This window comes from Actinoplanes sp. NPDC049668 (assembly GCF_044465445.1).
Taxonomy (GTDB): Bacteria; Actinomycetota; Actinomycetes; order Mycobacteriales; family Micromonosporaceae; genus Actinoplanes.
Genome location: NZ_JBITLR010000010.1, coordinates 325,080 through 345,833, shown reverse-complemented (window position 1 = coordinate 345,833; position 20,754 = coordinate 325,080). Strand labels below are relative to the sequence as shown.

Annotated in this window: 19 protein-coding genes, 3 tRNA genes and 2 pseudogenes; 14 read left to right on the top strand and 10 right to left on the bottom strand. The window is 70.2% G+C overall.

Features of this window, described 5'->3' with window-relative positions:
• Positions 1-19 precede the first annotated feature (19 nt).
• The 8 genes and pseudogenes from crtI to ACIBSW_RS37435 all read left to right on the top strand — a co-directional run bounded on the left by crtI (position 20) and on the right by ACIBSW_RS37435 (position 5,608).
• Positions 20-1,525 carry a phytoene desaturase family protein gene (gene crtI / locus ACIBSW_RS37470; protein WP_354727095.1) on the top strand — a complete coding sequence of 502 codons (1,506 nt, stop codon included), beginning with the start codon at positions 20-22 and terminating at the stop codon, positions 1,523-1,525.
• A complete protein-coding gene (gene idi, locus ACIBSW_RS37465) occupies positions 1,522-2,109 on the top strand; it encodes an isopentenyl-diphosphate Delta-isomerase (RefSeq protein ID WP_354727097.1) in 588 nt (195 codons plus the stop codon). Before crtI ends, idi begins: the two co-directional genes overlap by 4 nt.
• Positions 2,102-2,329: pseudogene (locus tag ACIBSW_RS37460) on the top strand (MerR family transcriptional regulator); the annotation flags it as partial. The gene idi and the pseudogene ACIBSW_RS37460, both read left to right, overlap by 8 nt.
• A 1,059-nt stretch (positions 2,330-3,388) precedes the next feature.
• On the top strand, positions 3,389-4,069 hold the full coding sequence (locus ACIBSW_RS37455) for a B12-binding domain-containing protein (protein ID WP_404799579.1): 681 nt from the start codon (positions 3,389-3,391) through the stop codon (positions 4,067-4,069).
• A 147-nt stretch (positions 4,070-4,216) separates the two neighbouring features.
• A tRNA-Glu gene (locus ACIBSW_RS37450) sits at positions 4,217-4,289 on the top strand.
• Positions 4,290-4,333: 44 nt separating this feature from the next.
• Positions 4,334-4,407 (top strand) — tRNA-Asp (locus ACIBSW_RS37445).
• Positions 4,408-4,444: 37 nt separating this feature from the next.
• A tRNA-Phe gene (locus tag ACIBSW_RS37440) sits at positions 4,445-4,521 on the top strand.
• 544 nt (positions 4,522-5,065) lie between these two features.
• Positions 5,066-5,608: a hypothetical protein gene (locus tag ACIBSW_RS37435; protein ID WP_354727099.1), complete on the top strand. Its 543-nt coding sequence runs from the start codon at positions 5,066-5,068 to the stop codon at positions 5,606-5,608.
• A 565-nt stretch (positions 5,609-6,173) separates the two neighbouring features.
• On the opposite strand, the gene ACIBSW_RS37430 is transcribed toward ACIBSW_RS37435, so the two are convergent.
• Positions 6,174-8,030 carry a hypothetical protein gene (locus ACIBSW_RS37430; RefSeq protein WP_354727101.1) on the bottom strand — a complete coding sequence of 619 codons (1,857 nt, stop codon included), beginning with the start codon at positions 8,028-8,030 and terminating at the stop codon, positions 6,174-6,176.
• 703 nt (positions 8,031-8,733) lie between these two features.
• On the opposite strand from ACIBSW_RS37430, the gene ACIBSW_RS37425 reads away from it, so the two are divergent.
• Positions 8,734-9,348 (top strand): hypothetical protein, encoded by a 615-nt coding sequence (locus ACIBSW_RS37425; protein ID WP_354727102.1) that lies wholly within the window; start codon positions 8,734-8,736, stop codon positions 9,346-9,348.
• 231 nt (positions 9,349-9,579) lie between these two features.
• Here ACIBSW_RS37425 and ACIBSW_RS37420 read toward each other — a convergent pair whose 3' ends face one another.
• Positions 9,580-10,695 carry a phospholipase gene (locus ACIBSW_RS37420; protein WP_354727103.1) on the bottom strand — a complete coding sequence of 372 codons (1,116 nt, stop codon included), beginning with the start codon at positions 10,693-10,695 and terminating at the stop codon, positions 9,580-9,582.
• A gap of 699 nt (positions 10,696-11,394) precedes the next feature.
• Between ACIBSW_RS37420 and ACIBSW_RS37415 the strand changes: the two genes are divergently transcribed.
• Positions 11,395-11,925 carry a hypothetical protein gene (locus ACIBSW_RS37415; RefSeq protein ID WP_354727105.1) on the top strand — a complete coding sequence of 177 codons (531 nt, stop codon included), beginning with the start codon at positions 11,395-11,397 and terminating at the stop codon, positions 11,923-11,925.
• 20 nt (positions 11,926-11,945) lie between these two features.
• On the opposite strand, the pseudogene ACIBSW_RS37410 reads toward ACIBSW_RS37415, so the two are convergent.
• The 4 genes and pseudogenes from ACIBSW_RS37410 to ACIBSW_RS37395 all read right to left on the bottom strand — a co-directional run.
• Positions 11,946-12,098: pseudogene (locus tag ACIBSW_RS37410) on the bottom strand (ADP-ribosylation/crystallin J1); the annotation flags it as partial.
• A gap of 34 nt (positions 12,099-12,132) precedes the next feature.
• Entirely contained in the window at positions 12,133-13,857 is a 1,725-nt protein-coding gene (locus ACIBSW_RS37405) for a multicopper oxidase family protein (RefSeq protein WP_354727107.1), read from the bottom strand.
• Positions 13,854-14,282: a DUF6220 domain-containing protein gene (locus ACIBSW_RS37400; protein WP_354727109.1), complete on the bottom strand. Its 429-nt coding sequence runs from the start codon at positions 14,280-14,282 to the stop codon at positions 13,854-13,856. Before ACIBSW_RS37400 ends, ACIBSW_RS37405 begins: the two co-directional genes overlap by 4 nt.
• Before the next feature lie 9 nt (positions 14,283-14,291).
• Positions 14,292-15,278, bottom strand: a complete 987-nt coding sequence (locus ACIBSW_RS37395; protein WP_354727111.1) for a carboxymuconolactone decarboxylase family protein — start codon at positions 15,276-15,278, stop codon at positions 14,292-14,294.
• A 143-nt stretch (positions 15,279-15,421) separates the two neighbouring features.
• Between ACIBSW_RS37395 and ACIBSW_RS37390 the strand changes: the two genes are divergently transcribed.
• Both ACIBSW_RS37390 and ACIBSW_RS37385 read left to right on the top strand, forming a co-directional pair.
• Positions 15,422-16,549, top strand: a complete 1,128-nt coding sequence (locus ACIBSW_RS37390) for a sensor histidine kinase (RefSeq protein WP_354727113.1) — start codon at positions 15,422-15,424, stop codon at positions 16,547-16,549.
• Positions 16,546-17,208 (top strand): response regulator transcription factor, encoded by a 663-nt coding sequence (locus ACIBSW_RS37385; RefSeq protein ID WP_354727115.1) that lies wholly within the window; start codon positions 16,546-16,548, stop codon positions 17,206-17,208. The genes ACIBSW_RS37390 and ACIBSW_RS37385 overlap by 4 nt, the downstream gene beginning before the upstream one ends.
• Positions 17,209-17,217: 9 nt before the next feature.
• Here the strand turns inward: ACIBSW_RS37385 and ACIBSW_RS37380 are convergent, their stop codons facing one another.
• Positions 17,218-18,171, bottom strand: a complete 954-nt coding sequence (locus ACIBSW_RS37380) for a calcium-binding protein (protein WP_354727117.1) — start codon at positions 18,169-18,171, stop codon at positions 17,218-17,220.
• A gap of 251 nt (positions 18,172-18,422) precedes the next feature.
• On the opposite strand from ACIBSW_RS37380, the gene ACIBSW_RS37375 reads away from it, so the two are divergent.
• Positions 18,423-18,740: a hypothetical protein gene (locus ACIBSW_RS37375; protein ID WP_354727119.1), complete on the top strand. Its 318-nt coding sequence runs from the start codon at positions 18,423-18,425 to the stop codon at positions 18,738-18,740.
• On the opposite strand, the gene ACIBSW_RS37370 is transcribed toward ACIBSW_RS37375, so the two are convergent.
• Genes ACIBSW_RS37370 through ACIBSW_RS37360 form a run of 3 tightly spaced genes read right to left on the bottom strand, consistent with a single transcriptional unit; the run spans position 18,737 to position 20,315 of the window.
• On the bottom strand, positions 18,737-19,414 hold the full coding sequence (locus ACIBSW_RS37370; protein ID WP_354727121.1) for a DUF2786 domain-containing protein: 678 nt from the start codon (positions 19,412-19,414) through the stop codon (positions 18,737-18,739). The genes ACIBSW_RS37375 and ACIBSW_RS37370 overlap by 4 nt on opposite strands.
• A gap of 52 nt (positions 19,415-19,466) precedes the next feature.
• A complete protein-coding gene (locus ACIBSW_RS37365; RefSeq protein WP_354727123.1) occupies positions 19,467-19,859 on the bottom strand; it encodes a hypothetical protein in 393 nt (130 codons plus the stop codon).
• Between the two features lie 36 nt (positions 19,860-19,895).
• The gene (locus ACIBSW_RS37360; RefSeq protein ID WP_354727125.1) at positions 19,896-20,315 is read right to left on the bottom strand and encodes a hotdog fold thioesterase; all 420 of its coding nucleotides are present in this window, start codon (positions 20,313-20,315) and stop codon (positions 19,896-19,898) included.
• Between the two features lie 189 nt (positions 20,316-20,504).
• On the opposite strand from ACIBSW_RS37360, the gene ACIBSW_RS37355 reads away from it, so the two are divergent.
• Complete coding sequence (locus tag ACIBSW_RS37355; RefSeq protein ID WP_354727127.1) at positions 20,505-20,753, top strand: hypothetical protein; 249 nt, start codon at positions 20,505-20,507, stop codon at positions 20,751-20,753.
• Position 20,754: the final 1 nt, after the last annotated feature.

The following is a 20,754-nucleotide window of genomic DNA, read 5'->3' as shown; positions in this document are numbered from 1 at the left end:
CGACCTGTGGAGCTGTGACGTGCGAAGAGTGACGGGACCGACCGACCACGTGGTCGTGGTGGGCGCCGGGCTGGGCGGCCTGGCCTGCGCGCTGCACCTCGCTGCGGCCGGGCGGCAGGTGACGGTCGTCGAACGCGAGGCGGTGCCGGGCGGCCGCGCCGGCAGGCTCTCCGTCGACGGATACGAGTTCGACACCGGTCCGACCGTGCTGACCATGCCTGAGCTGATCGCCGAGCCGCTCGCGGCCGTCGGGGAGGAGCTGTCCGACTGGCTCGAGCTGACCCCGCTCGACCCGGCCTACCGGGCCTACTACCCGGACGGGTCCACGCTGGACGTGCGCACCGACACGGTCCGGATGGCCGCCGAGATCTCCCGGCTCTGCGGCCCCCGCGAGGCCGACGGCTACCTGCGCTTCGTCGATTTCGCGAGCGGCCTGTGGCGTCTCGAGCGGGACGCCTTCATCGACCGCAACCTGGACACCCCGCTCGATCTGGTCAATCTCAGCCTGCTCAAGCTGCTCGGCATGGGCGGCTTCCGCCGGCTCCAACCGAAGATCAACCAGTTCTTCCGCGATCACCGTACCCAGCGCATCTTCTCCTTCCAGGCCATGTACGCGGGCCTGGCGCCGCACGACGCCCTCGCCATCTACGCGGTCATCGCCTACCTCGACTCGGTGGCCGGCGTCTTCTACCCGCGCGGCGGCATGCACGCGGTGCCGAAGGCGCTAGCGGGCGCTGCGGAGAAGCACGGCGTGCGGTTCCGTTACGAGACGACGGTGACCGGGGTGGAGACGGCGAACGGGCGGGCGACCGCCGTGCTGACCGATGGCGGCGAGCGCCTCCCGGCCGACGTCGTGGTGCTGAACCCGGATCTCCCGGTCGCCTACCGCGACCTGCTGCCCGCCTCCCGCCGCCCACGCCGGCTGAAGTACTCGCCGTCCTGCGTCGTGCTCCACGTCGGGTCGACGCGGCATTATTCGAAGATCGCCCATCACAACATCCACTTCGGAACGGCCTGGAAGGGCACCTTCGATGAAGTCATCAACCAGGGCCTGTTGATGAGCGACCCGTCACTGCTGGTCACCAACCCCACCCGCAGCGACCCCGCCGCGGCGCCGGCCGGAAGGCAGACCTACTACGTTCTCGCCCCGACACCGAACCTCGACGTGGCGCCGCTGGACTGGAGCGGCGGCCTCGGCCGCCGCTACGCCGACGAGCTGACCCGGGTGCTGGAGCAGCGCGGCTATGTGGGTTTCCGTGACGGCATCGAGGTCGAACGCGTGATCACTCCTGCCGACTGGGCCGCACAGGGCATGGCCGCCGGCACCCCGTTCGCGTCGGCGCACACCTTCTCCCAGACCGGACCGTTCCGCCCGGCAAATCTGCACCCGACCCTGGGCAACGTGGTCTTCACCGGCTCCGGCACCCAGCCGGGCGTCGGCGTACCGATGGTGCTGATCTCCGGAAAACTGGCGGCCGCCCGCGTAACGGGCGTCGCGAAGGACCACGGCGGGAGGGTGGCATGACCGGCTCGCGCGAGGCTCACCTCGTCGAACTCGTCGACACCCTCGGCGCGCCGACCGGCGCCGCCACGGTCGACGACGCGCACCGGGCACCCGGCCGACTGCACCGGGCGTTCTCCGTGTTCCTGCGCGATCCGTCGGGCCGAGTGCTCCTGCAACAGCGGGCCGCGATCAAGACCAGGTTCCCGCTGCGCTGGGCCAACACGTGCTGCGGCCATCCCCTGCCGGGCGAGGCGCCCGCGACGGCCGCCGCCCGCCGCCTAGTCGAGGAGATCGGCGTGCACGGCGTCGCCCTGACCGAGACGGGCGTCTACTCGTACTACGCGGAGGACCCGTCGACCGGCCGAGTGGAATACGAGTACGACCACGTACTGGTGGGCGAGACACCGGCAGACCTGAGCCTGCTGCCCGACCCCGACGAGGTGGCGGCCGTCCGCTGGGTCTCGATCGAGGAGTTGAACGCGAGCCTCAACGACGATCCCCGCTCCTACGCCCCCTGGCTGCAGGGAGTCACCGGTTCCCTGATCCGCCACCTCGAGGCCCGGCCACAGCCGACCGACGACACACCGGAGCCGTCGAGTGGCTGATGACGCCCTGACGGCCGGGGCGGTCGCCCGCCGTCTGGGCGTCGCCGTAACCACGCTGCGCACCTGGCACCAGCGGTACGGGCTCGGGCCAAGTCACCACGTGCCCGGGCAGCATCGGCGCTACACGCCGGAGGACCTGGCCCGGCTGCAGGTGATGCGGCGGCTGACCGCCCGTGGCGTGGCACCGGCGGAAGCAGCGGCCTGGGCCCGGCACGCACCCGTGTCGATCGACGTCACCACACCCCCACCCGGCGTCTTCGCGGTGCCACCGCCGACCATCAACGATCCCACCGAAGCCGCCGCGAAATACGACGACCCGGGGCAGGCCTCGGATGGCGAGGAGCCCCCACGAGAGGCCGGCGGCCCGCGCAGTCCCACACCAGCCAGCGGCCCTCAGCCGGACGCGACGAGCGGCGACGTCCCGGCTATGAACAGCCGGGACGGCATCGGAAACAGCCGGGACGGGGTCTGGGACAACCGGGACGCCATCGAAGACAGCCGGAAGGGCATCGGCAACGACCCGGCCGAAGCAGCTGGCGCTTCCCCGCCAGCAGGCGGCGGCCACCCGGCTCGGCAACCCGGCGGCGCGGCCTCGCGCGGCGAACACGGTGAGGGAGCAGCGGCGGCGAGCGTCCCCTCCGGGTCCATGGACGACCCTCAAAGACCACCGAACCACTACGGCGAGGGCCTCGCCCGCAGGCCCCTCGATCAACCGTCCCCCCTCTCGGGGGCCACTCCATCCACGGCAGCCGGACGGCATTCCGAGCCGGAAGCCCGACAGCAACCCAGACCTGAGACCGGGCAATCACCCGGACCAGGAACCAGGCACCCAGCCGGGCAAGAAGCCAGCCCGCCAGCGGGACAAGAAGCGAGCCAGCCAACTGGACCAGATGCCAGGCGGCATTCCGAGCCGGAAACCCGGCTGCAATCCGGACCTGAGACCGGGCAACCAGCCGGACCAGAGACCAGCCAGCCAGCCGGGCCAGAAGCCGGGCGGCAATCCGGGCGAGAGACCAGCCAGCCAGCCGGACCAGAGACCAGCCAGCCAGCCGGGCCAGAAGCCAGGCGGCAATCCGGGCCAGAAACCCGGCACCCAGCCGGACCAGAAGCCGGGCGGCAATCCGGGCCAGAAGCCGGGCGGCAATCCGGGCCAGAAACCAGGCACCCAGCCGGACCAGAGACCGAGAGGCAATCCCAGCCGGAGACCAGTCGGCCAGCCGGATCAGAAGCGGGGCGGCGGTCTGGGCTTGAAACCGGGCCGGTCGCCAAGGTGGATGTTGTGTGGCCCGACCGGGTCCGCGCCGCGCGCGACGGTGGTGGGAGCGCCATCCGCGTCGGAAGGGCCGGGCCCGCCGCGCGCGGCCTCGCCCGGGCTGCCATGCGCCTCGATGCCCCGGCGCTGCGCGAAATTCTTGAGACGAGCGTCGCCGACCGCGGCGTGGTCGCGGCCTGGGAGGAAGTGATCAGGCCTGTCCTGGCCGGCATCGGCGACCGGTACGCGGCGACCAAGCGTTTCATCGAAGTCGAACACCTGGTCTCGCGCAGCATCACGGAGGTGCTCGGCTCGGTCCCCCGGCCCGGGGGCCTCCGCTCGCCACGGGTCCTGCTCGCCGCCGCCGACGAGGAGCAGCACACGCTCCCCCTGGAGGTGCTGGCCGCCGCGCTGGCCGAGGTCGGCGTCCCCAGCCGGCTCCTGGGCGCCCGGGTGCCTCCGCAGGCGCTCTCCGACGCCGTCTCCCGGACCGGACCGGTCGCGGTCGTGCTCTGGTCTCACCTGCCGAGCACCGGTAGCCCGGAACAATGGGTGAGCCTGCTCACCGGACCGCACCGGCCACTGCTCGCCGCAGCGGCCGGACCGGGCTGGCCGAGGCACGAACTTCCCGAAGACGTCACCCTGTTGGACAGCCTCCCGGAGGCGGTGCGCCTGGTGTCGCTCGCCGCCCCGCCAGCCGACCTCTGACATAACCGCTGGTCAGAGCCCTAGACACGGCGCTGGGGATACCGGTTTGGATGACGGCAGGGGGATCACGTATGCTTTCCAAGCCTCAAGCGGGGCCGGTTGGGGCCCACGCCGCCGGAAGTTGAAATATGCAATGATGGCGGGGTTGCCCTCATCGTCTAGTGGCCCAGGACGCCGCCCTTTCAAGGCGGTAGCACGGGTTCGAATCCCGTTGGGGGTACGAACCGACCTCGGTCGGGGAAGTGGTAAGAAGTAGCACAGCAAGGTCCTGTGGAGCAGTTGGAGTGCTCGCCGCCCTGTCAAGGCGGAGGTCGCGGGTTCAAGTCCCGTCAGGACCGCAACTAGCCAGAAACCGCGTGTCCCACTGCGCGGCAAGGCCAGGTAGCTCAGTTGGTACGAGCGTCCGACTGAAAATCGGAAGGTCGGCGGTTCGACCCCGCCCCTGGCCACCAAGCCTCTCGCCGGGCTTTGAGCGTCGCCCACCTGCGGAAACGCACGGTGGGCGTTCTGCTGTCCGGGGCGCTTCCACCACGGTCGCCACATCCCTGAGTGACCGCTGTTGACCGCGTTTGCCGGTGCTCATCGCACGCGGATCGCACGCAAGATCATCCAGGCTTCACCATCCGGTACCCCTACCCGGCCCCTCCCCCAAGCCGATCTCCGCCGTGAGTCCGCACACCGTGGACTGGGCCTGGTCGGCTCCGCCCGGACTCACGGTGGAGATGGGCGGCGGCCCCATCTCTGTCGAAGATCCCCGCCGGAGGCATGTCATTGGATCAGGCAGCCGTCAGCAGTGGCCGGCGCGCCGGCCGATGCCGGCGCTTGCGCCACCAGCAGGCCGAGCGCGTCCGGCCAGCGCCGCGCTTGCGCGGTGTCTTGATCCTGGAAAGGCCAATTCGGCAGTACAACGTCTCGACCGTCACGGCTGATGCTTGACACTCGCGTTCCACCTGACGCTCGTGACATAGCGATGTTCGAGGACCTGGGCTACTCCGAATGATCTTTCCTCGGGAGATCACCTATGCTGCCGCCGTGTCGCAGCATCGGAGGGTGTATCGCCAACGTGATTGGCAGGGGTTTGCGGGCATTGGCCTGGCGTTGGCGCCTATTCCAGTTGTCACCTGGTTGACGTGGCCCGAGAGCACAGCCTTGTTCTCGCTGATGTTTGCGGCGGCTGCGGTCGCCATCTATCTGGGCGGGACCTGCACGAGTGTCGTCGTGACGTCGGATGCGGTGGTAGTCCGCAACATCTTCCGCAGCTGGCGGGTATCGCGCAGCCTGCTCGTCCCCGTGGATCCCCACCGCGACGTAATGGACACCACGCTGGCGGTCAAGGGCCATCCATCCATCGACATCTCCGCCTTCCACACCACCTTCAACCACACGCCGATGCGCGAAGGTCCGTGGTGGCTCGTCAAGGCGCTCCAGGACATCGGCCCGCTGCCAGACGACGGACGGCGCACTTGGCGGCTGCGTTGGCTCAACATCGCCCTTGCTGTGGCCGTGGTCGCTACCTTCGCGTGGAACTACGCAAGCTGACAACCGTCAAGCATCAGGTGGGACTCGGCAATACATCCCGGCGCTCGAGACGCGTCGCCGCCCGGCACGAAGCCATGCCTCGCGCTAGGCCTGACGTCGCACGGCTACCGCGACACATCACCATGCGGAGCTAATCGCACGCTGGATCGGACGGCGCCTCGTTCACCCTTCGCGACCTGCGATTATGAGCGTGACTGAAATCGGAAGGTCGACGGTTCGACCCCGCCCCTTGACCACCAAGCGTCTCGCCGGGCTTTGAGCGTCGCCTACCTGCGGAAATGCACGGTGGGCGTTTGCTTTCCCAACCAAGTGATCTTGTGGTCCCAGTCCGGGGCGGTCAGCAAACGCCCGCCGCGCGCCCTCGTCCGGGTCGTCTCCCCGGTCGCCGTTGTCCGGGTCCCAGAGCAGACTTCCGATCTGGCCGGCGATGCCGGTGCTCACCCTGATCGGGACATGCTGGAAAGGCCCCGCCGTACTGACCTTGGACCAACCCATGACGTCCATCATCGGCTTGGCACACACAGGTCGGTATACGGCGGGGCTGGCCCTGCGGTCGAACTTCCGGTCAGCGCGACCTCTCGCGGAGGGCCTTCCAGAGCCGGGTCTTCTTCACCCATCGCAACCGTGACCGCCACCGCTTCTTCGCCGGCGGCTTGGGCGGCGCCGTGACCCGGGCGTATGCGGCGAAGGTTGGCGGTCGGACCGTGCTCGGCTCCAACTGCTGCGAGGCCACCGCTAGCCAGGTGAACTGCCGCAACGCATGCTGGTCGCCCCGGCGCTTGCGGACGACTGACCTGAGCGCCTTCTCGACCTTTTCCCGGCGGATCAGTTGGGTGATCGGTCCGTGCGCGGTGTCCAGCAGGTTCGCGATCGCCTCGACACCGTCACCCTCCCAGACGCGCGCAGCGGTGGATTTGCCGGTGGTCACACGGACGAACGGCACCTGCGACCATTCCGGGACGAGCCGTTTGATCAATTCGGTGTGCAGCAGCCAGGCGCGTTTCTGTTCCACGGTCAGCGCGAAGGTCGTGGCGATGAAGCCGGGGGAAAGCAGCGGCGTGATCCTGCCGATCGAGTAAGCCGACGTGGACCAGCGGCGGACCCGCTCGACCAGGAAGAGGTAGTCGAGCAGGTGCAGGTCGCTCAGGCCGATGCCCTTCGCGTGGTCGATAATCCCGTTGATCCGCTCGCGTTGGGACGCGGCCGCTGACTCGGTGGCCACATCGAGCGGCACGCCTGACATCAGGCGCGCAAGGGCCAGCTGCTCCGGCGGCTCGCCGTCGTCCTGGGGATACCAGTAGCCGGTGGCCACCTCACCCGCAGCACCGCTGAAGCTGGGCGGCGGGGCATTGTCCGCGAGCAGCGCCTGGACGGCCGGGCGGGCCGTGTAGGTCGAGGGGAACTGAAAGTCGTACCGCCGCTGCAGCTGTGTGGTGCGCTGGTGCAGCCCGACCGTGAACACGCTGGCCGGCGCACCCGATTTGACCAGTTGGTGGTCCGGCTCCAGGCCGTATTTGTCGCGCAGAATCTGCGTCAACTCACGGGCGACCTCACCCTCGGCCGCGGTGTCCTCATTGGTGACCAACCGTGGCAGCTGCCCGGCGGCGATCAGGGAGGCCGCGATCAGCCGCGAGTCCTTGCCGCCGGACAGGCCCAGGCTCATCTGATCGGCGTACAGGTCACCGACACTGCTCGCGGTGGTGGTGATCGCCTGCGCGGCCAGATCCAGCGACTCGTCCACCGGCCGGCCCTGCGCCGCGAGACCGGACATCACCACGTCGTCGACTCCGTACTTCACCTGGGTGGTCAGAGCCCATCCGCCGCCGGGTCGCCGTTGCCCGGTGATCCGCTCGCCCGGCTTCAGCAGGCGGGCACCACGTATCGGGGACATTTCACCGCCGAATTGCGCGCAGATCGCGTACGACGCCCACCCCTCGAGATCAGGCTCCACAGCGCCGTCCAGGAAGGTGGCCAATAGGCTCGGCCGGCTGCAGAACGCGGTGATCCCGTTAGACGTCCCGGTGAACAGCCGGCACATGCCGAGCCAGTCCTGCTGGATCGCAAACCGTTCGTCCCGGTCAACGGCGAGCAGCCCAAACGGCGGAACCACGTCACGGTGGACGTCGCCACCGCTGAGCAGCCGGCGGGCCAGTGCGACCGGTCCGCCCGCCACGTCCGCACCGACCGGCAGACCAAGCGACACCGCGGTGACCGCGTCCTCCGCGGCGACCAGCGGCCACCGGTACGCGCCCTGCTGACTGGGGTACAGGACGGTGACACCCCAGTCCTCCCCACCGAGCTCGTGACGCAGATACGTCTCCGGCACCACCTCGGAGACGGCCGATTCGAAGCGGACGCGCCCGGCGTGTCTCTCGCCCTCGGACAGTGTGCGATTACTGAACCACGCCAAAACGACGTACATGTCTCCTCGTATCCCGGGAGTCAAGAGCCGGCAAGCGGATCACATCGGGCGCTCCCAGCAACCCACGGAATCTGCGAATCGTGATGTTAGTGGCCGCAGCACGGTTGTACAGCCCCACCGGTACAGCTAAGCGGCCGAGGAAGGGCCGGCACCGCCCTGACCCGGCATGCAGGTCAAGGGCCAGCACCTGCACCGGCCGACAGTTTGCGTCGCCCACCTGCGGAAACCTACGGTGGGCGTTCCGCTATCCCGAGTCTCGCAGCCATCCTCCTCCGGCACCGGTGATCACCTCTGTTTGCGGCCTTTCGCCGCTCCTTATCGCGCGCAGATCGCACGCAAGATCACTCGCCCAGCTGTCATCGCGACCGGCCGGAAGAGCGAGCGCCAATTGCCTCAACCCGGCGCCGACCCTGTCGATGCGTGGAGCGTGACCACCCCGCCTCGACGTCAGAGCCGGCGCGAGCGTCCCCGCTGGATCGCTCTCGTCGCCGTGGCCGGCGTGGCAGCTGCCGGTGGGGCACTCGCTGTCCGAGCCACCCGACACAGGGACGCCGCCAGGCAGACTCCACCCCAAGCCGTCACTCCGTCGGCACAGTCCGAGCTCGCCGCCGCGACGTCGGCGAAAGCAAAGGCTGCGCCCTCGCAACGGCCCACGGTGCCGCCTCCGCCCGCTGCGACGGCGCAGCCCCACCGTTCCCGGTGGGTGGCCCTGATCGCGGTGGCCGTCCTGGCCGCGCTCGGCGGGATGCTCGTCGGCCGGGCCACCGAGTCCGGCACCCCTGCGGCCCCGCAAGCCTCCGCCTCAGCGTTTCCCGCCCGGACCGACCCCGCGGGCTGGATGATGGCCAGCCCCATCTGGACGCCGCCGCCCAGTCCCTCGAACCCGGCGCCTGTCCCGGCTGGTGGCACCGTCCCCCGCAACGGCTCCGTGATCATGAACGGCGACAACGGCGAACAGATGACAATCTCCGTCGTTCGCGTGGCGGACCCGGAGCTGTCTAGCTTCCCGGAGCTGAAGCCGGCGACCGGCGACCGGCTGGTGTCGGTCACCGTGAACGCGAACAACACCGGCACCATCCCGTTCATCGCCCAACTGCAGAAGTACGCGTGGGTCGCCGACGACGAGGACGAGTGGTACCAGCGCGACACCACCATGACCACGGCCCTAGCGGCGTTCCCCGACGCCCTGGTCGAACCGAAGTGGGAGTTCGCCCGGACCATTGTTTTCGAGATGCCACAAGACGCCAAGCTGACCCGGCTGCGCCTCAGCCTGCAGCCCGGCGTCGCCGCCCAGACCGCGGAGTGGACGCTGACCTGACGAACGCTCGCCGGTGCCGCCTCTCGATCGAGGTGAAGAGCTAGCCGCCAGCAGGCCGAGCGCGTCGGGACGCGCCGCGCCTTGAACTAGAGAAGATCAATTCGGCAGACAGCTCGGTCGCCCGGTCGTCCATCGACTTGTGTACGACAGGCGTCCGCGACGTGATGCGCGACGGTCAGGGACGGGTCTCGCGGCGGAGCCGGCCGCTCCGCCGCGAGATTGTGGATGAGGTCAGAGCCGTGGGGCCTTGCCGCGCGCGCTGTCCGGCAGCAGCTTGGCGGCGTCGTCGATCTGCTTGGGCGTGACGTTCTGGAACCCGAAGATCCGAACCGCCTCGTAGTAGGCCGCCGCCAGGGCGAAGCAGGCCCCCTGCACCGCGGCGGGGTAGGTCTCGCACACCTGCCTGAGGTCGAAGTCGAAGGCGGCATCGATCCGGTCTTTGTTCTCCGGGAACCGTTGGGCCGCCTTGTAGTTGCGATATCCGAAGTCGTGTCGGATGCAGGCCGACTCGAACGTGAATCCGAGCGGGTTGTCCGGCGCTCCGGTACAAAGGTCATTGGACCAGTCGAAATAGTATTCCGCATAGGTACTCGGGAAGAACCGCGCTACGTTCCACCTGCTGTAGCTGTCAGCGCTCACCTCCGTCAGGCTCCTCAGCACGGACAGCCGGTTGGGCGGGAGGCCGGTGTAGATCTCGCCGGAGCCGAGGCCGACCGACACGGTGCTGGTGTTGAGGCCGGAGCAGTAGCTCAGGTAGCGCACCCCGGACGGAAGCGCGAAGCAGCCGGTCCAGACACCGCCGTAAATCGTCTGCAACGTCAGATTGAAACCGATCTCGAGCTGGGCTCCACCGTCGAAGACCCGCCCGTCGACGGTCGCAAAGCCGCGGCTGTAGCCGTAGTAGTTGTTGAAGAAGGAGAACGCCGGCGCCGCGGCGACGACCCTGCCGTTGTTCGGCGCGCCTGGGGTGCGCTCGATCAGCGTCACCTGTGCGCTGCCCGCGAGGTAGAAATTGCAGAGGACTTCCACCGTGTAGTCGATCAGCACGTTGAGCTCGGTCTTGCTGAGCGTCTGGGTGATGTACGGGGTACAGCCCGCGTTAGCCAGATCCGCGCTCCCGACCATGCGCGGCGCCTTGCCGGCGGCTTGCGGACTCAGCTTGACCGCGGGGCCCTTCCCCAGTTCGGCCACCTTTCGCGGGCCGGCGGGTAGTTTGGCGGCGCCCGGCTTCATGGTCACGCCGGGTGCCGCGGTGACCGCCGGTTCCGGCAGAGTCGGGGCGCCCCCGGGCGCCGCCGCGTGCGCCGGTAGCGCGTTTCCGATCGCGGCGAACAGCGCGATCGCCATTGCCGTCGCCAAGGTCGAAATTCCTCTGCTCGTACGTTCTGGTCTCATGCCCACTCCGTCCGTGTCGCGCGTCTCCGGCAGGATTTCCGCCGGCACTGGACGGGGAATGGACATCAGCTGAATGCGTTGCCGGACTTGTTCGTGGCGTGACCCGAAAAGCGCACGGCGAGCCGGCGGTACGTCGCCCACCTGCGGAACGCCCGGTGGGCGTTCGCGTGCCCACCAACCGGTTGATCTCATTCGGGTGAGGTCAGCAGCCACCCCATGCTGTCAGCGCTGAACGTCGGCGGGCAGGACTAGTAGGCCGGGACTCAGACCCTGGTGAACAAGGTGCCGGTCTTCCCTGCGCCTGTGCGGATCATTACAGCAGCAGTCGCGGATTGATCAACTCTTGTAGATTCCCCGGCCGGAGGAGACGGGCCTCCACACTGACTTGAGGAGCGACATCAGTTTGCGACGCACCAGTTTCAGGGCGGGCTCCATGCAGGCAAAGGCGAAGACATCTTGCTGACCGCACGGCGGAGCGCTCGGCGGGCGACGGCCGGGCTCCTCTGTACGGCCATCCTGCTAACGACGACAGCCTGCACCGTGGGTGACGTGCGCCGCGACCCGAACCCGTCGTCGGCCCCAGCGTCCCAGGCGGTCCCGAGCCCCGCGGGCGAGACCTCTTCGGGCACGGCGACCGGCGCTCGTTGTGCTGTGCCGATCGCTGAAGCGGAGGCCGGGAAGCTGGTGCTGCGCAGGTTGGACAGGGACAGCACGTCGTTCGGCGTTGAAGCCTTCGGGCTGGATCCACAGCCTTGCCAAGCCGCAACGCGGTTGACGTCTCTGCCGGCGACCGCAGTGTGTGCCGGCGTCTTTCCCTGGATCGGCGGTGACGTAGAACGTCGCAGGCAGGTTCTCGGCGCCGCCGGTGCGCATCTCGTCGTGAACGCCAACATTGATGGACGCCTGCATCAGAACCTGGTCGTCTTCGACAAGACCTCACCCGCGCTGACCCAGCTCGCCGGCTTCGCGGGGACGTGCGGGAATGAGCAGCAGAAGGACAAGAACGGGGTGCGCCGCTGGAAGATCGCGGCTGACGACTCCCGTGAGAACTGGGTGCTCATGTCGGGCGGCACGGTCTTGCACCTTCGATTCGACATGACGATCGGCGACGGTTTCACCGCCTCAGAGATTCAGCGGGTCGCCGACGACGCCATACGGTTCGCCGGCAACGCCAGCGCCTGACCGCCACCAAGCGGCCGCCCGTCGCTGCCGCCGACCTGCCGGACCGGGTATCGGGCCAGGAAGGCCGAATCGACGTGGAACCGGGGCTGGTCCGGCAGCCGCGGCGGCTAGGCGCGCCAGCCGGACTTCCGCACAAGCTCCAGCTCGTTCGGCCCGGTGGGTCGCCAGAGCACGGTCGTGACGGTTACGTTCCTCGATCGCGGTGGCTCACGAGTACATCAGGTGCATGGTCATCCCGGCGGCGTGCGGCAGGTTGTGGCAGTGGTTGGCCCACATGCCGGGGTTGTCGGCGCGGAACGCCACCTCCCACACGTCACCGGGACGCACATCGAACGAGTCCAACCACAGTGGACTCCCGGTCGCCGGCCTGCCGTTGCGGGACAGCACCAGGACGTGGTGCCCGTGCAGATGCCAGGGGTGCACCGCCAGCGACCGGTTCACGATCGTGAACTTGACGATGTCGCCCAGGCGCACGACCTGCGGCGGGATGTCGGGATCGGCGTGGCCGTTGACGGTGTGCGCGTACCGGGGCAGCAGTCCGCGCAGGTCGAGGCCGCGGTCGAGGGCGAGGGTGAACCGGCGGTCGAACCGGGACCACGGCACCGGCGAACGGGTGCCGTAGGTGAGCGGATCCAGCACCGGCCACCCCGCGGTCGCCGCGGGCGGCGGCCCGGTCGAGTAGACCGCCCGGCCGTCGACGAACAGCGCCACCGGCGTGGCCGGTGCGGTGAACACCAGGTCGTAGCGGCCCCCGGCGGGGATCAGGACGGCGGTGTCCGCGAGCGGCGCCGGCTCCCGCACATCGAATCCGTCGATCGCGGCGACCCGGAACGGGGCTCCGGCCAGGGCGTACCGGTGCGTTCTGTCGTCGGTGTTGATCAGTCGTAGCCGCATGGGGGTGGCCGCCTCGACCGGCTCGGTCCTCGGCACGGGAAGCGGGAGGCCGGCGAGCGTGTGCACCACAACGGTGACGTCGACGCCGGGCGGCGGCGCCGGACGCACCACGAGTGCGCCGTACAGCCCCATCCGCACGCCGACGTCGGAGACCGCATGCGTGTGGTACCAGTAGGTGCCGGCCTGGTCGGCCCGGAACCGATAGACGAACTCGGCTCCGGGCCGCACCGCCGCCTGCGTCACGCCGGGCACCCCGTCCTGGTCGTTCGGCACGTTGTAGCCGTGCCAGTGCAGCGTGACCCCCCGATCGATGTTCCGGTTACGCAGCACCACCTCGATGACGTCGCCGGCAGCGGCGGTGAGTTCCGGACCGGGAACCTGCCCGTTGAACGCCCACGCCGCGACGTCGCGGCCGCTCACGTTCACCGTCGCGGTAGCCGCCGTCAGGACGAACCTTCTGGTCGGCTCGCCCAGGGGCCGCGCGTCCCGATATTCGTGATGGTGTGGCGCGCCGGACGTGGTGCCCGGCGCGGCGGCGAGCCCGGCACCGGCGACCAGTGCCCCGGCCGCGAGGACGAGCGCCGCCCGGGGCGGGCGCGGGCCGAGGGCGTGCCGGGAGATGGTGGTCGCCGCGACGACCCCGGCGACCGCCAGCAGGCCGGCGCCCGCCGACACCGGATAGCCGTGCAGCACGGTCACGAGCAGCGCGGCGCTCTGGGCGTACCCGGCGAAGAGGAGCGGGACCGCGACGGAGCGGATGTCGACCGGGGGGCGCAGGAGCCGCGGCCCGGCGACGGCCACGGCCGCGAGCGACAACGGGGCCGCGATGAGGATCTTCTCGGCCGCGAACCACCAGCCGGCGCGGGCGAGCGCGGCGACGGTGATCGCGCGGGCGAGCGTGGCGAGCAATGCGAAGAGGGCCAGGCCCAGCGCGAGCGGGCGGCGCCGGGCGGCCGCCGCGGCGCCCCCGCCGAGCCATCCCGCGGCCGCGAGGACCGCGATGACGAGGTCGGTCGCGATCAGGCCGCCGGTGCTCACGGCGCCTCCGCGCCGGCGGCGACCGGCGGGGCCAGCCGCTGCGCTCCCCGGAGTACGCCGACCGCGACGTGCACGGCGACGATCCCGTTGACGGCGTGCAGACCCCCGACGGTCAGGCCGAGCGGGGTGCTGGCGCCCGTGGCGTCGGTGAACGCGTCCGCCAGCACCGCGATGAGCGCCTGCAGGGCGACGAGGCCGAGCACCAGAGCCGCCAGCCCGATGAGCCGGCCCGGCGCCTTCGCCAGTCCGGCGAACACGATGCTGAGCAGGGTGAGGCCGGGGATGACCCCCACCCCGTTGATCTTGTGCAGGGCGTAGGAGTCGTCGCCCGCGGGTTCGGTGAACGCGCCGACGGCGGCGAACGCGAACTGCAGCACGAACGCGCCGAGCAGCAGGAAGCTGACGACGACCAGGGCCTTGCGCACGGTGATCTCCTAACGGGTGGCCGGGATCAGCGCCCGGGCGACGTGGTCGGTTGCCGTGATCGCGCCGAACGCGACAAGCCGCACCAGGTCGGCGTCGGCCGGATGGGACAGTCGCCAGAGGTCGACGTCGCCCGGGCCGATCGCGCCGGGCGCGAACGCCGCCAGCAGCGCCATCCGCGCGCCGAGACGGTCGGCGGCGGGCAGGTCCTGAACCAGTTCGGCGGGCCAGTCGGCGGGCCGCTCCGGGTGCCGCCCGTCCTCCCAGTGCACGGTCGCCGCGACGGTCCGGCGGGCCAGCTCACTCAGCACCTCCCCACCCGCCGTGGCGGCGTTCCGCAGCGACGCGTACGCGACCCCGACCGGGCTGCTCCCGGCCCATGCGGGTGGCGCCGTCGTGCCGTCGAGGAGAGCGAGGCTGCGGCCGGGCTCCCTCGGCGCCCGGGCGATCCTGGCGTACAGCCGGCCGCCGGCCGACCGCACCATCGGGGAGCGCTGCAGCCCGCCGGGCAGCAGATCCGGATCGAGCAGCGCCGAGACGATCCGGTTGATGAAGTGGAACGCGAGCAGCGTGCCGGTGACCTCCGGGCCGTACGGGCTGGTCCACCCGGCGGCCCGGGGGTTGCGGCTGGCCCGCGCCCAGGCGGCGAGCTCGGCGTGCCGGGGCCGCGTCGGTGTGCCGCCCCCGGCGACGACCTCGGCGAGCCCGTGCTCGCCGAGCGCGTGCAGCAGCAGCACGTGCGCGTCGACGCAGAACCGGCAGCGGTTGGCTTGGGACACCGCCGCCGCGACGAGCTCGCGGTCGACCCGGGAGGCCTCGCCGGCCAGGAGGGCCTCGCGCATCAGCGCCCAGGTCGCGGCCATCAGCTCCGGCGCCGCCGACAGCGCCCGGAAGGTCGGCACCGGCCCGAGGAACTCGTCGCGCAGCTGCCCGTACACCTGCGCGGTCCGGCCGGTCGCCGCGGAGGGCCTCGCGGGAGTGAAGAAGCGATATGTCATGTGCTCGATGCTTGTGCCGGCCCGCCGGAAAAGCGTCGTGCCGCCGCAGGCACTTGCCCGGGCGCCGATACCGCGTTCGCAGTACGCCGGGCCTACGACCAGCGCGGGATGTTCGCCGGGAACGGCCGTTCTACAGTTCGATCGTGCGCCAAGACCTGCCATACGCCGCCGGCGGCCTCGTCATCGGCGCGTTCCTGCTCGCCAACGCCGCGCTCGCACCCGACGCCGGTCCGGTCCGGGCGATCGACGTCGTTCTGGTGCTGGTCATGGCGGCGGGCCTGGCGGCATGCCGCCGGTACCCGGTCGCGGCGCTGATCGTGGTGACCGCGGCCATGTTGGCGTACCACGTCCGGGTGCACGCCGGGGTGTCCGCCGCGTTCCCCGTGCTGGGCACGGTGTACCTGGCCGCGTGGCGGGGACACCGGCTGGCCGCCGCGACCGCCAGCGTCGTCTTCCTCGGCGGCTTCCTGGCCCGCGACGTCACGGCCGCCCCCGCGGACCGGGTCGGCCAGCAGATCCTCGAACGTACGGCGCTGCTGCTGGGCTGGTTCGTCGCGGCCAACGTCGCCGGGCTCGTCGCGCGGCAGCGCCGGGCCTACCTCGACCAGGTCGAGCAGCGGGCGATCGACGCCGAACGGACCCGGGAGGAGACGGCGCTGCGGCGCGCCGGCGAGGAGCGGCTGCGGATCGCCCGGGATCTGCACGACTCGCTGACGCACTGCATCTCGGTGATCAAGGTGCAGGCCGGGATCGCCGTGCACCTGGCCCGCAAGCGGGGCGAGGAGCCGGCGGCCGCGCTGCTGGCGATCCAGGAGGCCAGCGGTACGGCGATGCGGGAACTGCGCTCGACCCTGGACGTCCTGCGAACTCCCGCCGACGACTGCGTCGGGTTGACCCAGGTGGGTGAGCTGGCCGAACGGACCCGGGCCGCGGGGGTGCCGGTGCAGATGACCGTCTCCGGGCGGGCCGAGGACCTGCCCGCCGAGGTGGACCAGGCCGGGTATCGCGTCGTGCAGGAGGCCCTCACCAACGTCGCCCGGCACGCCGGGCCGGCCACCGCCCGGATCCACGTCGAGTACGCCCCCGAGCGGCTCGTCGTCTCGGTGACCGACGACGGCCAGGCGTCTCCGGCCCGTCCGGTGACCCCGGGGGTCGGCCTGCACGGCATGCGGGAACGGGTCACCGGGCTCGGCGGGACGCTGCACGCCGGCCCGCACGACGACGGCGGGTTCGCCGTACGGGCCACGTTTCCGCTGGGTGGCTCGGAGTGATCCGGGTTCTGCTCGCCGATGACCAGGCGCTGATGCGGGCCGGATTCCGGGCGCTGCTCGACGCCGAGGACGACCTGGAGGTTGTCGGCGAGGCCGCCGACGGTGCCGAGGCCGTTCAGCTGTCGCGCCGGCTGCTGCCGGACGTCGTGCTGATGGATGTGCAGATGCCGGGGCTGGACGGCATCGAAGCGACCCGGCGCATCGCCGCCGATCCCGATCTTGTCGAGGTTCGGGTGCTCATCCTCACCAACTACGGCCTCGACTCCTATGTGTTCTCCGCCCTTCGCGCGGGCGCCAGCGGGTTCCTTCTCAAGGACGCCGACCCCGCTGACCTGCTGCAGGCCGTGGCGGTCGTGGCGCGGGGCGACGCGTTGCTCGCGCCGGCGGTCACCCGGACGCTCATCAGCGAGTTCATCGCCGACCCGGCACCGGCCGATCCGGCGGCCGGGCGGGATGTGCTGACCGCTCGGGAACAGGAGATCGTCGAGCTTGTCGCCCGAGGGCTCAGCAACGGTGAGATCGCCGAGCGGATGGTGATCAGTCCCTTCACCGCCAAGACGCACATCAACCGGGCGATGATGAAGCTCTACTGCCGTGACCGTGCCCAGTTGGTCGTTTGGGCGTACGAGTCGGGACTGATCACCCCGCGCAGCCGGTGACTGCCCTGATCAGCGTTCGCAGTTCAGCCTGACGTCGTTCTCCAGCGCGGCGCAGGCGTCGCCGATGGTGATGTTGGTGCCGCCGTCCAGCTGGTCGGCGACCCCGGCGGTGTCGCCGTCGGCACCGAAGAGCTCGTCGTCGCCGGCGTGGCCGTAGATCCGGTCGCTGCCGCCCTCGCCGTGGAGGATGTCGTTGCCCGCCTGGCCGTACAGGTGGTCGTTGCCGGGTCCGCCCCGGACGACGTCGTTGCCGCTGTTGCCGCTCAGCCGGTCGGCGCCGCCGTAGCCCCAGACGCTGTCGTGTCCGCTGCCCGCGTTGACGACGTCGGCCCCGGCACTGCCGTGGATCTCGTCGTTGCCGGCCTGGCCGTACACCGTGTTGGGGCCGGCGTTCGCCTCGATGTAGTCGTTGCCGTCGCCGCCGTAGATGGTGTCGTTGCCGCCCTCGCGCCGGACGTCCCCGCCGGTGGCTCCGGCGTTGGAGACGTCGCCGAAGATGCGGTCGACGCCGCCGACCCCGCGCAGGATGTCCGCACCGGCACCGCCCCAGAGGGTGTCATCGCCCTCGCCGCCGGTGATCTTGTCCTTGCCGCTGCCGCCGTCGGCGGCCAGGTTCAGCGTGGACTTGTTGACCAGGGTGTCGTTGCCGTCGCGCAGGTAGACGTGGACGCTGACCAGCTTGGTCTTGGCGGTGCAGCGAACCTTGGTCTTGTCGCCCTTGACCTTCTCGCAGCCCTTGCCGGCCTTGATCGCGACCCGGTCGTCGATCATCACGGTGTTGCCGTACTGCTTGATGACGACCTTGTTGGTCCTGCCGGTGGCCGCCTTGTACCAGACCTTTCCGCCGCTCTGCACGTAGGCCTTGCCGGTGCCGGCGGCCTGCGCGGGCGCCGCCAGGGCGCCGGTCGAGACGGTGGCGAGCAGGGCCAGACCGACCCCGGCCAGCCATTGTGGACGTGACATGGAACCTCCCCCGTGTAAGCCGTGCGAACGGCAGCTTAGTGATGATCACCAAGTCGTCGAAAGACGTAACTCACGGTGATCAGGAGCTATACGCGACGAGGTCCGTAGGGGCCGCTCGTCGAGCGTCTAATCGCCTGGCCAGAGGCGTCCGCGGGCAGTTTGACCTTTCTTGCAGTCTGCGTGGTGACCTAGCGCTTCGGCGTTGCGTTCCGTAGAGCTAACCGGGAACAAAGTTCACGGGAGGAACAAACGTGCTGAAGTTCAGGAACGTGGAAGAGCAGACGGCCTGGAACATGGCGGAGGCCCTGAGCGAGAAGGGCTTCTCCTGCATGAGACAGGCGGAGGAGGCCGCCGAGAACTTCCGGGCGGGCAAGATGCAGATGCGGCGCAATTTCAAGGCACGCGGCCTGTCCGAGGTGGATGCCGACATCCGCTGGTCCGGGATGACCCAGGCGAAGAAGGCGCTGGCGGACAACGGCTGGTACATGTCGCAGGCGACCATGTACAACGAGGCCGCCGCCGCGCAGTACGCCAAGGCGCTCTATCTGAAGAACTGTGAGGATGCCTAGCTCGCCGGCAGGCCGGTGCCGCCCAGGGAGGCGGTCCGGCCGGCCGCGTAGCCCAGCCGGCGGCCGGTGCCCGCCAGCCGGCGGGGCCCGAGCCGGGCCAGCTTCGGGTAGGTCTCGTCGCGCCTGCGGTCCACCTGCTCGGTGCGGTCGACCAGGACGAGTGCGACGCCCGGGACGTCGGCGGCCGCCTCCCGCTCCGCCTCGGTCAGCCGGGCCCGGATCGCCTCGGTGAAACCCCACAACCAGGATCGCCGGAACGCGGCCGGATGGTCGAAGCTCGGCACCTGCGTCGCCGCCAGGCCATGCGCGGCCTGCACGAGCAGGGACGTGAACAGCAGGTCGATCCGCTCCAGGTCCGCGACGTGGCCGAAGAGATGGATCCGCGCCGTGCCGCGGCGCTCCAGGTAGACGACCCGCGAGCGCAGCGCGCCGGCGACGGCACCGAGCAACCCGGCCTTGTCTCGGGCGTACGGCGCCTCGATCGTCACCAGCTTGTCCCCGACCGGGTCCAGTGCGGGATCGGCGCCCGCCAGCAGCGCCTGGTCGACGCCGTACTTGGCGATGAGCTGCGCCGCCTTCGCGGTGAACGCCTCGGCCTCCGCGGGCGTGCAAGCCGGATCCTCGGCCTTGGCAAGCAGCTTACGTACCCGAGCGAGAAGCGGATCCTCGGTCATGCTGTCCCTCTGGGCATGCCCTTCTGGCCCTCGCTTCGCTCGGTGCAGTCGGTCATGCCGCGCGGTGGCGGAGCGTGGCGACCGTCGAGCCCGCGAGCGCGAGCAGGCAGTCCGGTAGCTGGCCGTCGGCGATCGCCGCGCCGAACAGCGCCTCGCCGGTGAAGATGTCCCCGTTCACGTACGCGCTGACGAACCGCGCGACCCAGCGCTTGTCGTAGCGCGCGTCGTCGATCCCGGGGAAGTCCAGGGTCCAGGCGCCGCCCTTGGGCACGTTCTGTCCCACCATGGTCGCGGCGAGACACCAGGCCACGTCGTAGGCCCCGACGACGCCGGAGCGGTCGACCACGGCGTCGAAGGTGCCCACCACAGCGTCGCTGTCGCCGCTGAGCGCGCAGTGCAGCACCTGCGTCGCGTCGTCGAATGCGTGCTGTGGTATTTCCGTCACGGTGAAAAGGTACGCGGATCCGTCAAGAAATGCCGGTCAGACGCCCCTGAGTAGGCACGTGATCCGGGCCGTGCAGACCCGCTCGCCGTCCTCGTCGGTGATGACGATCTCGTAGGTCACCGCCGTGCGGCCCCGGTGCACGGGCGTCGCGACGCCGGTGACGACCCCGGAGCGCACCCCCTTGTGATGGGTGGCGTTGATGTCGACGCCCACCGCGAACGGCCGGTCGACGGTCGCGCCGTGCAGCACCGCACCGACCGAGCCGAGCGTCTCCGCGAGCACGCAGGACGCGCCGCCGTGCAGCAGGCCGTACGGCTGGGTGTTGCCCTCGACCGGCATCGTGGCGACGACCCGCTCCGGGGTCGCCTCGGTGATCTCGATGCCCATCCGCTCGCCGAGCGAACCGCCGCCCGCACTGCCGAAAAGCCTCTGCAAGCCGTCCGCCGCTGTACTCATGTCGGGCAACGTTACCGGCGAGTTGCGCGGAGACCAGCGACATCTGTCACACCCGGCTGGCACGTTCCCGGGAGCAATCCGGCGCGACGGATCTTTAAAGTTCGATCTCGGTCTCGGGTCGCGAGGGGGCGGCCCGGGCCCTAGGTTGGGCAGGACCCACCCTGCGCCGCAGCCCCGAGGAGATGACTCATGAGCGAGCCCAAGGAGATCGTCGAGACCCGCGGCGACGACCGCGTCGACCTGCTGACAGGCGACACGAACGGCGACGGCAGGCCGGACGTCTGGATCTCCGACACCGACGGCGACGGTACGGCCGACCTGTTCCAGTTCGACACCGACGGCGACGGCAAGGTCGACATCACCATGGTCGACCTCGACGAGGACGGCACCCCGGACAAGATCGTGGACGGCGACGGCGGGCTGCCCCCGAAGGTCTGAC

Bases quoted from the DNA above. Each gene is read 5' to 3' on its own strand.
- ACIBSW_RS37420 (WP_354727103.1), bottom strand. From the start codon at position 10,695: ATGGCGATCGCGCTGTTCGCCGCGATCGGAAACGCGCTACCGGCGCAC.
- ACIBSW_RS37435 (WP_354727099.1), top strand. From the start codon at position 5,066: ATGATCTTTCCTCGGGAGATCACCTATGCTGCCGCCGTGTCGCAGCAT.
- ACIBSW_RS37380 (WP_354727117.1), bottom strand. From the start codon at position 18,171: ATGTCACGTCCACAATGGCTGGCCGGGGTCGGTCTGGCCCTGCTCGCC.
- ACIBSW_RS37360 (WP_354727125.1), bottom strand. From the start codon at position 20,315: ATGAGTACAGCGGCGGACGGCTTGCAGAGGCTTTTCGGCAGTGCGGGC.
- ACIBSW_RS37430 (WP_354727101.1), bottom strand. From the start codon at position 8,030: ATGTACGTCGTTTTGGCGTGGTTCAGTAATCGCACACTGTCCGAGGGC.
- idi (WP_354727097.1), top strand. From the start codon at position 1,522: ATGACCGGCTCGCGCGAGGCTCACCTCGTCGAACTCGTCGACACCCTC.
- ACIBSW_RS37355 (WP_354727127.1), top strand. From the start codon at position 20,505: ATGAGCGAGCCCAAGGAGATCGTCGAGACCCGCGGCGACGACCGCGTC.
- ACIBSW_RS37370 (WP_354727121.1), bottom strand. From the start codon at position 19,414: ATGACCGAGGATCCGCTTCTCGCTCGGGTACGTAAGCTGCTTGCCAAG.
- ACIBSW_RS37395 (WP_354727111.1), bottom strand. From the start codon at position 15,278: ATGACATATCGCTTCTTCACTCCCGCGAGGCCCTCCGCGGCGACCGGC.